This window comes from Dactylosporangium cerinum, assembly GCF_042653625.1.
Taxonomy (GTDB): Bacteria; Actinomycetota; Actinomycetes; order Mycobacteriales; family Micromonosporaceae; genus Dactylosporangium; species Dactylosporangium cerinum.
Map to the genome: position 1 here is coordinate 298,081 of NZ_JBHSIU010000011.1, position 12,095 is coordinate 310,175.

Genomic DNA, 12,095 nt, shown 5'->3' on the forward strand with positions numbered 1-12,095 from the left:
GTGCAAAGGGAGTCAGGCGGTGGGCAGCAGGACCAGGCGGCCGCGCAACCCGCCGGCTTCCAGGGCCCGGTGGGCGTCGGCGACCCGGTCCAGTGGCAGCGTGTCCGCGACGCGCAGGCGGAGCCGGGCCGCGGCGAGGGCGGCCAGGCGCGGGCCGTCGGCGCGGATCCAGACGTTCGCCACCCGGATGCCCCGCAACGGCGGCGGCGCGCCGTGCAGGACGGCGACGAAGGCGCCGCCGCCGCGCACCGCGTCGAGCGCGGCGATGCCCACGGACGCCGCGTCCACGACGCCGTCGACCCCGCCGGGTGCCAGCTCCCGCACGGCCGGGGCCGGTTCGGCGCTGCGGGCGACGACGTGTTCGGCGCCCAGCTCGCGCACGAGGTGCTCGTCCGACTCCGCCGCGACGGCGATCACCCGCAGCCCGGCCCGGGCGGCCAGCTCCACCGTGTAGCCGCCCACCGCGCCGGCCGCGCCGGTGACCAGCAGCGTCTGCCCGGGGTGGAGCCCGGTCAGGTCGAGGGCCTGCGCGGCGGTGAGGGCGTTGAGCGGCAGGGTCGCGGCGGCGGTCAGGTCGACGTCCGGCGGGAGCCTGCCCACCGCGCCGGCGTCGAGGACCGCGTACTCCGCCTGCGCCTTGACCGGCAGCGGCAGCCGGTCGCAGAGGCCCACGACGCGGTCGCCGGCCGCGAACCCGGTCACCCCGGGCCCGACGGCGTCGACGGTGCCGGACAGGTCCCAGCCGATGCCGACGACCTCGCGGGGCGGCAGGATGCCGGCCCGGGTGAGGGCGCCGGAGCGGGTCTGCACGTCGACCGGGTTGACCGCGGCCGCGGCGACCCGGACCCGCACCTGTCCCCGGGCGGGCCGCGGCACCGGCACCTCCGCGATCCGCAGCACCTCGGGACCGCCGTACGAGTGGATGATCACAGCCTTCATGCCGCCGACGGTAGGCATTGCTACTCTCTAACGGGAAGTAGGCACCTCAAGGTGCGTAACCCTCCCGGGAGTAGGCCATGGCGACGCAGACAGCACCGCAGCGCCGCGCTTCGGAGCGTGAGCGGTTCGACGCTTACCTGGCGACGTGCCCGGCCCGCAAGCTGCTCGACCGGATCAGCGACAAGTGGGTGAGCCTGCTGCTCAACGCGCTCGCCGACGGTCCCCGGCGCTACAGCGAGCTGAGCCGCACCCTCGCCGGCGTCAGCCAGAAGATGCTCACCCAGACCCTGCGCACCATGGAGCGCGACGGTCTCGTCGCCCGCACGGTCACCCCGGCCGTCCCGGTCCGGGTCGACTACGCGCTCACCCCGCTGGGCGCCAGCCTGCTGCCGATCATGACCGCGATCAAGGCCTGGGCCGAGACCCACATCCACGAGGTGGACGAGGCGCAGGCGGCCTACGATGCCGGCCGGTTTTGACGGCAGCCGGCGTGGTACCTGGGAGGGTGCACTACGCCACTAGGGAACTCGATACGAGAACCAGGGCCGCGATCGTGGAGCACTGGCGGGCGTCGGAGGCCGGCGAAACCGACCCGGAGCAAGCGATCTACGCCGACGACGCCATCCTGGACTACCCGCAGTCGGGTGAGCGGTTCCAGGGCCGCGCGACGATCGCGGCGCAACGCGACAAGCACCCCGCCGATCGGCACTTCACCGTCCTGCGCATCGCGGGCTGCGGCGACCGGTGGGTGAGTGAGTGCGTCATCACCTACGACGGCAAGCCGACGTACTCGGTGAGCATCATGGAGTTCGCCGGCGAGCAGGTGGTCCACGAGACCCAGTACTTCGCCGACCCGTTCTGCGCCCCGCAGTGGCGGGCGGCGCTGGCGGAGCCGATGCCGGGAAGGACCATCGCCTGGAGTTGACCGGTGGCCAGTAGGCTGCGGTCATGAACGCGGGCGCGCAGCCGCCACCCGGGCGTCTCAGGAGCGCGCCGAGCTGGCTGATCAACCAGGCCTCGGCGCACAGTCATCGCCTGGTGGTCGAGGGGTTCGCGGCGGTCGACGCGCGCGGCTACCACTACCGGCTGCTGGCCGCGCTCGCCGACGGTGGGCCCGCCAGCCAGGCCGAGCTGGGGCGCCGCACGGGCATCGACCGCAGCGACGTCGTCGCGGCCCTGAACGAGCTGGCCGACCAGCAGTTGATCGAGCGGTCCCCGGATCCCGGGGACCGCCGGCGCAACGTCATCACCGCGACCCCGGCGGCAGGCCGTCACCTGGCGCGGCTCGACGGGGTCCTGGCGCAGATCCAGGAGGACCTGTGCGCCCCGCTGTCGCCCGCTGAGCGGGAGCAGCTCGTCCGGCTCCTGACCCGGATCGTGGAGCACCACGCCAAGCCGGTGTGACGTGGCCAACGAATCGTTGGCCGTACCAACGAATGCGGTATCGTTGGTCCTGCCAACGTTATTCGGTCCAAACCCTGGAGTCCGGTCATGATCACGCCCTTCCGCATCGACGTCCCGCAGGCCGACCTCGACGACCTCGCCGACCGCCTCGCCCGCACCCGCTGGCCCAACGAGGTCGCCGGTGCCGGCTGGGACTACGGCTTCCCCCTCGCCCGGCTCCAGGAACTGGCCGGATACTGGCGCACCGGCTACGACTGGCGCGCGCACGAGGCCAGGCTCAACGAGCTGCCGCACTACACCACCGAGATCGACGGCCAGAACATCCACTTCGTCCACGTCCGCTCCCCGAAGCCCGACGCGCTCGCACTGGTCCTCACCCACGGCTGGCCCGGCTCGTTCCTGGAGTTCGAGGACGTGATCGAGCCGCTGTCGCGCGACTTCCACCTGGTGATCCCGTCCATCCCGGGGTACGGCTTCTCCGGCCCGACGCACGAGGGCGGCTGGGACGTCGCCCGGATCGCGCGGGCCTGGGCCGAGCTGATGGGGCGGCTCGGCTACGAGCGGTACGGCGCGCAGGGCGGCGACTTCGGCGCGGGCATCTCGCTGGCGCTCGGCGCGGTGGCCCCGGAGCGGGTCGTCGGCGTGCACGTCAACTACCTGCCGACCCGACCGGACCCGGACGCCGGCATCACGTTCTCCGAGACGGACGAGGCCCGGCTGGACAAGATCCGGCACCTGATGGCGAACCGCCCGCCGTACCAGGCGCTGCTGGCCGCCACGCCGCAGACCATCGGCTACGCGCTGACGGACTCACCGGTCGGTCAGCTCGCCTGGATCGCCGAACGCTTCGCCCACTGGACGGACCCCAGCACGCCGGTCAGCGACGACCGGATGCTCACCGACATCTCGTTGTACTGGCTGACCGCCACCGCGGCCTCCTCGGCGCGGCTGCACCACGACGTCCCGCGGGGAGGGCCGCTGAAGTGCCCGGCACCGGTCGGCGTGGCGGTGTTCGCGCACGACATCACGCAGTCGGTGCGACCCCTCGCCGAGCGGCTGTATGACATCAGGCACTGGTCGGAGTTCGACCGCGGCGGCCACTTCGCCGCGATGGAGGTCCCGGACCTGCTGGCCGGCGACGTCCGCGACTTCTTCCTGACCGTGGTCAGCTGACCCGCTCCGCCGCCGTCGGGTCCGCCGCCGTCGGGTCCGCCGCCGTCGGGTCCGCCGCCGTCGGGTCCGCCGCCGTCGGGTCCGCCGCCGTCGGGTCCGCCGCCGTCGGGTCCGCCGCCGTCGGGTCCGCCGCCGTCGGGACGAGCAGGATGCGGCCGGTGTGGCGGCGGGCCTCGATGAGCTCGTGGGCGGTCGAGGCCTGGGCGAGCGGGAGGCTGGCGTGGACCCTGGTGTGCAGGCGGTGGGTCTGGAACAGGTCGGCGATCTGGACCATGTCGTGGCGGGCCTGGTCCGGGTTCGCCCGGCGCCAGGCGGTGAGGTTGAAGCCGGTGACGGATCGCAGGGCGAAGAGGGTGACGACGGGGATCTGTTCCAGGGCTCCGGTCGCGGCGCCGTAGACCACGGCGCGGCCGAAGGGGGCGAGCAGGTCGAGGCTGGCCTGCAGGATCTGCCCGCCGACCGCGTCGAGGACGATGTCGACACCGCCCGGAGCGGCGGCGCGGACCTGGTCGGCCCAGTCGGGCCGGGTGTAGTCGACGGCGACGTCGGCGCCGACGGCGGTGACGAAGTCGAGCTTGTCCGGTGATCCGGCGGTGCCGATGACGGTGGCGCCGAGGTGCTTGGCGAGTTGCACGGCGAGGTGGCCGATGCCGCCCGCGGCGGAGTGGATCAGGATGGTCTCGCCGGGCTCCGGTCGCGCGGCGCGGAGGACCCGCAGGGCGACGGGGCCGCTCATCGCCAGCATGCTGGCGTCGCCGGGTTCGAGCCCGTCGGGGACGGCGGCGAGCCACGCCGCGTCGGCGACGACGTAGTCGGCGTAGGCGTCCTCGGCGAGCGCGGCGACCCGCGTGCCCACCAGTCGCGGGTCGACGTCCGGGCCGACCTGGTCCACCACGCCGACGACGTCGCCGGTCGGGCGTCCGGGCAGGGGGCGCTGGAAGATGCTGCCGCTGCCGGGTCCGCGCCGGAACCTGGTGTCGACGAAGTTGACGCCGACGGCCTCGGTCCGCAGCAGCACCTGTCCTGCCTGTGGCGCCGGCGGGTCGACAGCTTCGACGGTCAGCACCTCCGGGCCGCCGTATTCGTAGTACCGGACGCGCTGCATGGTCGCTCCTCCGCTAAAGTGGACCGTCAGTCAATTTCGGTCCGGACGTTACTGGACCGACGGTCCAGTTGTCGAGGTGTGTGGTGACCGAACCGGAACGACTCCGGGCCGACGCGGTCCGCAACCGGGCGGCCATCCTGCGCGCCACCGAGGAACTGCTGGCCCACCATCACCCGCAGCAGATCTCGATGGAGCAGGTGGCCGCGGCGGCCGGCGTCGGCAAGGGCACGGTGTTCCACCGCTTCGGCAGCCGGCACGGGCTCATGCGCGCACTCATGCAGGAACGCGCCCAGGACCTGCAGACCGCGATCACCGGCGGCCCGCCACCACTGGGGGAGGGCGCCCCGCCGCGCGCACGACTCCTGGCCTTCCTCGGCGCCATGGTCGAGCTCGTCGCCCGCAACAAGGGACTGCTCGCCGCCCTCGGCCCGGCGCCCGTCGCCACCGCACCGGAGCAGGAGCCGCGCGAGGAGCATCCGGTCTACCGGGCGTGGCACGGCCACCTCAGCCGGCTGATCCACCAGCAGCGGCCGGACCTCGACGACGACATGCTCGCCCACGTCCTGCTCGCCACCGTGCACAGCGAGCCGATCCTCAACGCACTCGAACACGGCGCCGCGGACCGCCTCGAGCGGACCCTGCGCGACCTGGTGAGCGGCCTGATGCCCGAGGGGTGACCGGCATTCGTCCGGATCTTTTTTAAAGTCGGATTAGAACGCTTGGGAGCGCGAGGGGACGCATTTACGATACCGGCGGCCGTCGTGTCCTGCGTGTTGGAGTGTGTCTGTGTCGTACCCCCCGTTCCGCGAACCCGAGCCGTCTGCGCGTCCTGGTGGGTGGTTCACCCGCGGGAGGCTCGGACTGGTGGCGGGTGTGGCCGTGGCCGGGATCGTCGTCGCGGCCGCGGCGGTGTACCTGACCGGCGGCAGCGGACCCGAGCCGGCGGACGCGGACACCGTCGCCGCCGGCTACGCCCCGGCGCCGTCCGGGCAGAGCGACCAGCCCAGCGCGGTGCCGTCCGGATCCGCGTCCACGCCGCCGTCGGCGTCCGCGAAGGCCTCCGCCGCCGCTGGGGCCGTGGAGCAGGCAGCGGTGAACGGCTGGATCCCGGTCGGGTCGGCCTGGAAGGCGCAGGCCGACGCCTACCAGGCGCTGGCGATCGACCCCGTCCCCGCCGGCGTGGGCAACCTGCCGGAGTTCCGCGCCGACTGCCAGTACAGCCACTCCCTGGCCGACGACCCGATCGTCTTCCCGGGTCTTGCCGGCGCCTCGCACATGCACTCCTTCGTCGGCAACAAGGCGGTCAACGCCGGCACGGGGTCCGCGGACCTGACCAAGTTCACGGCCACCACGTGCAAGCCGGTCCAGGACCACTCCGCGTACTGGGTGCCGACGCTGTATGAGAACGGCACCAACAAGCCGGTGGAGACCACTGGCTTCCGGGTCTACTACCGCTCGCTGCGCAGCAACTCGACCGGCCAGATGCCGATGCCCAACGGCCTGCGCATGATCGCCGGCGACGCGAAGAAGCAGCAGCCGACGCCGCGCGGCGCGACCGGCCAGTTCTACTGCGCGTTCTACGGGCCGGGCGACCTGGACGGCGTCGCCCGCAGCACCAACGGCAACTGGCCCATCTGCGGCGCCCCCGCCACCCTGCACTTCATGCTGCAGTTCCCGGACTGCTGGGACGGCAAGCACCTGGACAGCCCCAACCACAAGGACCACGTGGCCTTCGGTTCCGGCAACGGCTGCCCGGCCAGCCATCCGGTGCGGATCCCGGCGATCACCTTCGACATCCAGTACGGGGCGAAGGGCACCCAGGAGGGCTACTACCTGTCCTCGGACAAGGAGGGCAAGAGCGCCTCGTCGATGCACGGCGACGCGTTCGTGATGTGGGACGTCGCCACCATGAACAAGCGCACCAAGAACTGCGTGCTGCAGCGCCGGACCTGCGACAACAACGGATACCAGAAGTAGGCGGACCGCCATGAGGGCCCGACGCCGGCGGGGTCGATCCGCCGAACGGAACGACGCCATCCAGCATTCGGCGTTGTCAACCGAGTCCGCCCGTGTCTGAATTGTCTCTGCTGTTCCCGGACGCGACCGGCGGTCAGCGACGAGGAGGCACCCGATGGACGGCTCGGCGAAGCGCATCGACGCGCACCACCACTTCTGGGATCCGGCCCGGTACCCGTACCCGTGGATGGTGGGGGACGCCATGGATCCGGTCCGTCGGGCGTTCGGCCCCGACGACCTGCGCCCGGCTCTGGACGCCGCGGGGATCGACGGCACCGTCCTGGTCCAGACGATCTCCAGTCTTGCCGAGACCCGCGAGTTCCTGCAGGTGGCGGCGGCCACGGAGGTCGTGCACGGGGTGGTGGGCTGGGTCGACCTGATGTCCCCGGCGGTGGGCGACGACCTCGATGAGCTGCTCGACGGGCCGTCCGGGCGCTGGCTGGTCGGCATCCGCCACCAGGTCCACGACGAGCCCGATCCGGACTGGCTCCGCCGCGACGACGTGCGCCGCGGCCTCGCCGCCGTGCAGCGCCGCGGCCTCACGTTCGACCTGCTGGTGCGCGCGCGTGAGCTGCCGGCGGCGACCGACGTGGTCCGGAGCCTCCCCGGGCTGCGGTTCGTCCTCGATCACATCGCGAAGCCGCGCATCGCCGCGGGCCGGGACGATCCGTGGCGGCTGCGGATGCCCGCGCTCGCCGCCGAGCCGAACGTGGACTGCAAGCTGTCCGGGATGGTCACCGAGGCGGACTGGGCCACGTGGACGCCCCGGGACCTGCGCCCGTTCGTCGACGGCGTGCTGGACTGGTTCACGCCGCGGCGCCTGCTGTTCGGCTCGGACTGGCCGGTCTGCCTGCTCGCCGGCTCCTACGACGCGGTCATCGGCGGCCTCGTCGCCGCGTTGCCGGACCTGAGCCCGGACGAGCTCGCGCAGATCTTCGGCGGCAACGCGCAACGCGCGTACCGGATCGGCGGTGCGCCGGCGCGGGCCGTCGATCCGCATATCGGATGACGGCCTGCCGCTACTCGCGCTGTGCGCATCGGCGCCTGGAACCTACCGTCGGTGGCGTGATCAGTGTGAGCGGGCCGTCCTCCTTCGACCCGGCCGACCTGGGTCAGTGCATCTCCTGCGGCTTCTGCCTGCCGGCGTGCCCCACGTACCGCCTGACCGGCGACGAGGCGGCATCACCCCGCGGCCGGATCGCGTTGATGCGGGCCGTCGACAGCGGAGAGGTCGACGTCTTCGACGCCGCCGCCCGCGAGCAGGGCTCGTTCTGCCTCGGCTGCCGGGCGTGCGAGCCCGTGTGCCCCGCCGACGTCCCCTACGGCCGGCTGCTGGAGCGGCTGCGCGACGCGCAATGGACCGGCCGGCGCCGCCCGCTTCGGATCCGGCCGCTGCTCGCGTTCGCCGCCCGGACGTGGCTCGTCCGGATCGCAGGTGTCCTGCGGCGGGCGGCGCCCGCCACCGCGGCGACGGCCCGGCCGGACGCCGACCGGCTCCTGCTCGGCTGCTTCGAACGGGTCCTCTACCCCGCCGTCAGCCGGGCGGCGGTGGCCACCCTCGACGGTATCGAGGTGCCCGCGGATCAGGGCTGCTGCGGAGCGCTGCACGCCCACAACGGTGACTCGGCCGCGGGGGAGGAGATGGCGCGCCGGTTCGCCGGGGGTGGCGGGCGCGTCGTGTCGACCGCGGGCGGGTGTTCGGCGCACCTCGCGTCGGTCGTCGGCAGGGACCGTGTGCTCGACTACGCCGAGCTCGTGCTCGAACGGGCCGTTGGCCTGCACCCGATCACCGTCGGCGGCCGGCGGGCCCGCATCGGGCTGCAGGACTCGTGCCACCTGCGCAACGGGCTCGGCGTCCACACGCAGCCGCGTGCCGTCCTCGCCGTGCTCGGAGACCTCGTCGAGGTCCCGGGCGCCGCTGACTGCTGCGGCGCCGCCGGCACGTACGCCATCCTGCGCGGCCGGGACAGCCGGCGGGTGCTCGCGCCGAAGATCGCCGCCCTCGCCGCCCTCGACCTCGACGTCCTCGCCGTGGTGAACCCGGGCTGCCAACGCCAGCTCGCCGGTGCAGTCCGCCGGGCCGGGCTGCCGATCCGGGTCCTGCACCTGGCGCAGCTGGTTGAACTGTCCCGTGCGCGGCGTGGGGAGACCGCGCCGGTGCGGCGCGGTGCCGTCACATAGCGAGCACGCTGGGCGGCAGCGGCGCCCGCTCCTGGGCGTCAAGGAACGCCTTCACCACGGCGCTGTCCGCTCGCCGGCGCAGCCAGAACAGCGCGACGTTGCGGTGCGCGCTGGGCGAGTCGATGGTGCGGATGGTCAGGCCCTCGGTGCTGGTGGTCTGCAGCGCGAGGCGGTTGATGACGCCGATGCCGAATGCGGCCCGCACCAGCGCGACCAGGGTCGCCGGCTGGTCGGTCAGGTAGGCGATGCTGGCCCGCCCGGCGGCCTCACCGAGCGTGTTGCGGACGTCGAATCCGCCGCCCTCCTCCTCGCTGCCGGCCGGGTTGCCGATCAGCGGACGGGCCAGGACGTCCTCGACGCTGACGGAGGCCCGCTCGGCGAGGGGGTCGTTCTCACGCATCACCGCGACGATGTCCTCGCGCCAGATCGTGCGGTGGCAGAGGGTGGTCTCGCGCATCTTCGGCAGCAGCGGCCGGAAAGCGAGGTCGACGACCCCGCTCGCGACCATTTCCTCCAGCGTCGCGGCGTTGCCCTCGTGCAGTTCAACGGTGACGCCCGGGTGCCTGGTGTGCAGCTCCTGCAGCACCGCCGGCAGGTAGGTGGAGCTGACGCTGGGGTAGCTGCCGACCGTCATGTGAGCGACGACGTTGTCCAGTGTGCTGCGGACCGCCTCGATGCCGCGCTGCAGTTCCAGCAGGGCGGTCATGGCGTGGCCGCGGAACAGTTCCCCCGCCGCGGTCGTGCAGATCGGGCGGGCCTTGCGATCGAACAGCGTCACGCCGAGTGCATGCTCAAGCGCCGCGATGTGGGCACTGACCCGCGACTGCGACAGGTGCAGCGCGAGCGTGGCGGCCCCGAAGCCGCCCTTGTCCGCCACCGCGAGGAAACTGCGCAACCAGGCGGTTTGCAGCGACATGGCATCCCGGGGGTCGCGTGGTGCCAGTTCGATGCCGTCGACGTCCTCGTGGCGTTCCTCGGGAGCGGGACGTCCCCGGCCGGGCGGATGCGGTACGCCGTTCATCGGTGATCAGCCCGCACCGGAGCGGGGCGGCGCTGACATCCCGGGTCCATCACGACGTGGGAGTCTAGGCCGAACTCCGCCGGTGTGGCTACATTCCCGGCCGACCTTCATGATCCGAGCTTTCCGGGGTTGAGGATGCCCTCCGGGTCGAACGCGTGCTTGATCCGCGCCAGCAGCGCGATCTGCTGCCGGCCGAGCTGTGCCTGCAGGTACGGCAGTTTCGCCGCGCCGACGCCGTGCTCGCCGGTGATCGTGCCGCCCAGCTCGACGGCGGTGGCGAAGATGTCGTCAAAGGCGGCCGTGACCCGTGCACGCTGCCCGGGATCGGCAGGGTCGAAGCAGCCGACCGGGTGGGCGTTGCCGTCGCCGGCATGGCCGAAGGTCGCCATGATGACCTTGTGCCGCTCCGCGATCGCGTCGATGCGGCGGACCAGCTCCGGCAGGCGTGAGCGCGGCACGCCGACGTCCTCCAGCATGGTCGCCCCGCCCAGCCTGGCCAGTGCCGGCAGGGCGCAGCGGCGCGCGGTCAGCAGGGCCTCGGACTCGGCGGCGGCGGTGGCGACCTGGACCGAGGAGGCGCCGTGCGCGTGCATCACCTCCGCCATCGCCGACACCGTGCGCCGTACCTCGGCGTCGCTGCCGTCGTCGCCGAAGAGCAGCATCGCGCCGGCGGTCGTGTCCAGGCCCAGGTGCGCGTAGGCGTCGACGGACTGTATGCATTTCGCGTCGAGGAACTCGAGGGTGGCGGGCAGGATGCCGGCGCTGATGACGCCGCGCACGGCGTCGCTGGCCGACTCCAGGTCGGCGAAGTACGCCAGTGCGGTGGTGCTCGCCGCCGGTGCCGGGCGCAGGGCAAGTGTCATCTCGGTCAGCACCGCCAAGGTGCCCTCCGAGCCGGTGAGCAGGCGGACGAGGTCATATCCGGCGACGTCCTTGAGCAGCCGGCCACCCGCACGGATGACCTCACCGTCGGCGAGGACGGCCTGCACACCCAGGACGTAGCCGCCGGTGTTGCCGTACTTGAGTCCGTGCAGGCCGCCGGCGTTGGTGGCGACGTTGCCGCCCATCGTCGACACGCGCTGGCTACCGGGGTCGGGTGGGTAGTGCAGGCCGTGCTCGCCCACGGCGCGGGCCAGGTCCTGCGTCGTGACGCCAGGCTGGACGACCGCGGTCAGATCGACCGGGTCGATCGACACGATGCGGTTCATGCGGGTCAGCGCGAGCACGATGCCGCCGCGGATCGGGACCGCACCCGCGGCGAGGCTGGTGCCCGCGCCGCGGGGCACGACGGGGACGCCGCGCTGGTTGGCCCAGGCAAGGACGCGCGACACCTCCTCGACGCAGGCCGGCCGGACGACGGCCCATGGGATGCCGGAGAAGCCGAACGTCGCGTCGGTCCGGTAGGGCACGAGGGCCGCCGGGCGGATCTCCACGTTCGACGCCCCGACGATGCCGCCCAGGCCGGCGGCTATGGCGGTGCTCATGCCGCCGTCATCCCGCCGTCGATGACGAGGGCCGCCCCGTTGACGAACCGGCCGTCGGGGCCGGCCACGAAGGAGACCATGGCGGCGATCTCGTCCGGCGTGCCCATGCGGCCGTCGAGCTGCCGCGCCGCCATCGCGTTGCGCGCGGCCGCGGGATCGGCGGCGTTGGCGAGGATCTTTCCGACCCACTCGGTTTCCACCGTGCCGGGGCAGATCGCTACACATCGGATGCCCTCCCGGGCGTGGTCCACGGCGATCGCCTTGGTGAGTCCGATGAGACCCGCCTTGGAAGCGCAGTACGCGGCCCGGCGTGAAAGTCCGACCAGGCCGCCCACCGAAGCGATGTTGACGATCACCCCGCTGCCGCGATCGAGCATCAGCGGCAGCGTCGCCCGGGTCGTGAGGAACGGACCCGTGAGGTTCACCGCGAGGACGCGGCTCCAGTCCTCGTCGCTGGTCTCCAGCACGGTCGCGGCCACGCCGACGCCGGCCACGTTCACCAGCACCTCCGGGGCGCCGATGGTCACCGCGATCTCCCGGGTGGTCGAACCGACCGCCAGCGGGTCGCACAGGTCCATCGCGAACTCGTGCGCCTTGCCGCCGGCGCCTTCGATCTGAGCCCGTGTCCCGGCCAGGCCGGCGGCGTCCAGGTCCATCATGGCGACCTCGTAGCCGTCGCGGGCCAGCCACACGGCGGTGGCGCGGCCGATGCCGGAGGCGGCTCCCGTCACCACGGCGACTGTGCTCATGCCGGCACCTCGCCGGCGCTCGG

The 12,095-nt window shown here is 72.9% G+C and carries 13 protein-coding genes; 8 read left to right on the forward strand and 5 right to left on the reverse strand.

Going from position 1 to position 12,095, the window contains the following annotated elements:
- Positions 1 to 12 precede the first annotated feature (12 nt).
- Complete coding sequence (locus ACFPIJ_RS10305) at positions 13 to 939, reverse strand: NADP-dependent oxidoreductase (RefSeq protein WP_380114475.1); 927 nt, start codon at positions 937 to 939, stop codon at positions 13 to 15.
- Positions 940 to 1,016: 77 nt separating this feature from the next.
- Here ACFPIJ_RS10305 and ACFPIJ_RS10310 point away from each other — a divergent pair, with 77 nt between their 5' ends.
- From ACFPIJ_RS10310 to ACFPIJ_RS10325, 4 genes are all read left to right on the forward strand, one after another.
- Complete coding sequence (locus tag ACFPIJ_RS10310; RefSeq protein ID WP_380114476.1) at positions 1,017 to 1,418, forward strand: winged helix-turn-helix transcriptional regulator; 402 nt, start codon at positions 1,017 to 1,019, stop codon at positions 1,416 to 1,418.
- A 74-nt stretch (positions 1,419 to 1,492) separates the two neighbouring features.
- Positions 1,493 to 1,864, forward strand: coding sequence for a nuclear transport factor 2 family protein (locus ACFPIJ_RS10315; RefSeq protein WP_380114477.1), 372 nt, complete (start codon positions 1,493 to 1,495; stop codon positions 1,862 to 1,864).
- 23 nt (positions 1,865 to 1,887) lie between these two features.
- Positions 1,888 to 2,343, forward strand: coding sequence for a MarR family winged helix-turn-helix transcriptional regulator (locus ACFPIJ_RS10320; RefSeq protein WP_380114478.1), 456 nt, complete (start codon positions 1,888 to 1,890; stop codon positions 2,341 to 2,343).
- Positions 2,344 to 2,430: 87 nt separating this feature from the next.
- Complete coding sequence (locus tag ACFPIJ_RS10325; RefSeq protein ID WP_380114479.1) at positions 2,431 to 3,516, forward strand: epoxide hydrolase family protein; 1,086 nt, start codon at positions 2,431 to 2,433, stop codon at positions 3,514 to 3,516.
- On the opposite strand, the gene ACFPIJ_RS10330 is transcribed toward ACFPIJ_RS10325, so the two are convergent.
- The gene (locus ACFPIJ_RS10330) at positions 3,509 to 4,621 is read right to left on the reverse strand and encodes a quinone oxidoreductase family protein (RefSeq protein WP_380114480.1); all 1,113 of its coding nucleotides are present in this window, start codon (positions 4,619 to 4,621) and stop codon (positions 3,509 to 3,511) included. The genes ACFPIJ_RS10325 and ACFPIJ_RS10330 overlap by 8 nt on opposite strands.
- Positions 4,622 to 4,704: 83 nt before the next feature.
- On the opposite strand from ACFPIJ_RS10330, the gene ACFPIJ_RS10335 reads away from it, so the two are divergent.
- The 4 genes from ACFPIJ_RS10335 (at position 4,705) to ACFPIJ_RS10350 (ending at position 8,818) form a co-directional block, all read left to right on the forward strand.
- Positions 4,705 to 5,298 (forward strand): TetR/AcrR family transcriptional regulator, encoded by a 594-nt coding sequence (locus ACFPIJ_RS10335; RefSeq protein ID WP_380114481.1) that lies wholly within the window; start codon positions 4,705 to 4,707, stop codon positions 5,296 to 5,298.
- A gap of 187 nt (positions 5,299 to 5,485) precedes the next feature.
- A complete protein-coding gene (locus tag ACFPIJ_RS10340; protein WP_380114482.1) occupies positions 5,486 to 6,598 on the forward strand; it encodes a DUF1996 domain-containing protein in 1,113 nt (370 codons plus the stop codon).
- A gap of 154 nt (positions 6,599 to 6,752) precedes the next feature.
- The gene (locus ACFPIJ_RS10345) at positions 6,753 to 7,646 is read left to right on the forward strand and encodes an amidohydrolase family protein (RefSeq protein WP_380114483.1); all 894 of its coding nucleotides are present in this window, start codon (positions 6,753 to 6,755) and stop codon (positions 7,644 to 7,646) included.
- A 56-nt stretch (positions 7,647 to 7,702) separates the two neighbouring features.
- Positions 7,703 to 8,818 carry a (Fe-S)-binding protein gene (locus ACFPIJ_RS10350; protein ID WP_380114484.1) on the forward strand — a complete coding sequence of 372 codons (1,116 nt, stop codon included), beginning with the start codon at positions 7,703 to 7,705 and terminating at the stop codon, positions 8,816 to 8,818.
- Here the strand turns inward: ACFPIJ_RS10350 and ACFPIJ_RS10355 are convergent.
- The 3 genes from ACFPIJ_RS10355 to ACFPIJ_RS10365 all read right to left on the reverse strand — a co-directional run bounded on the left by ACFPIJ_RS10355 (position 8,811) and on the right by ACFPIJ_RS10365 (position 12,072).
- Entirely contained in the window at positions 8,811 to 9,839 is a 1,029-nt protein-coding gene (locus tag ACFPIJ_RS10355; protein WP_380114485.1) for a LysR family transcriptional regulator, read from the reverse strand. The two genes, ACFPIJ_RS10350 and ACFPIJ_RS10355, sit on opposite strands and share 8 nt — an antisense overlap.
- Before the next feature lie 107 nt (positions 9,840 to 9,946).
- Positions 9,947 to 11,323, reverse strand: a complete 1,377-nt coding sequence (locus ACFPIJ_RS10360; protein ID WP_380114486.1) for an FAD-binding oxidoreductase — start codon at positions 11,321 to 11,323, stop codon at positions 9,947 to 9,949.
- Complete coding sequence (locus ACFPIJ_RS10365; RefSeq protein ID WP_380114487.1) at positions 11,320 to 12,072, reverse strand: SDR family NAD(P)-dependent oxidoreductase; 753 nt, start codon at positions 12,070 to 12,072, stop codon at positions 11,320 to 11,322. The genes ACFPIJ_RS10360 and ACFPIJ_RS10365 overlap by 4 nt, the downstream gene beginning before the upstream one ends.
- Positions 12,073 to 12,095 lie beyond the last annotated feature (23 nt).

Bases quoted from the DNA above. Each gene is read 5' to 3' on its own strand.
- ACFPIJ_RS10360 (WP_380114486.1), bottom strand. From the start codon at position 11,323: ATGAGCACCGCCATAGCCGCCGGCCTGGGCGGCATCGTCGGGGCGTCG.
- ACFPIJ_RS10365 (WP_380114487.1), bottom strand. From the start codon at position 12,072: ATGAGCACAGTCGCCGTGGTGACGGGAGCCGCCTCCGGCATCGGCCGC.
- ACFPIJ_RS10345 (WP_380114483.1), top strand. From the start codon at position 6,753: ATGGACGGCTCGGCGAAGCGCATCGACGCGCACCACCACTTCTGGGAT.
- ACFPIJ_RS10320 (WP_380114478.1), top strand. From the start codon at position 1,888: ATGAACGCGGGCGCGCAGCCGCCACCCGGGCGTCTCAGGAGCGCGCCG.
- ACFPIJ_RS10310 (WP_380114476.1), top strand. From the start codon at position 1,017: ATGGCGACGCAGACAGCACCGCAGCGCCGCGCTTCGGAGCGTGAGCGG.
- ACFPIJ_RS10355 (WP_380114485.1), bottom strand. From the start codon at position 9,839: ATGAACGGCGTACCGCATCCGCCCGGCCGGGGACGTCCCGCTCCCGAG.
- ACFPIJ_RS10330 (WP_380114480.1), bottom strand. From the start codon at position 4,621: ATGCAGCGCGTCCGGTACTACGAATACGGCGGCCCGGAGGTGCTGACC.
- ACFPIJ_RS10325 (WP_380114479.1), top strand. From the start codon at position 2,431: ATGATCACGCCCTTCCGCATCGACGTCCCGCAGGCCGACCTCGACGAC.
- ACFPIJ_RS10305 (WP_380114475.1), bottom strand. From the start codon at position 939: ATGAAGGCTGTGATCATCCACTCGTACGGCGGTCCCGAGGTGCTGCGG.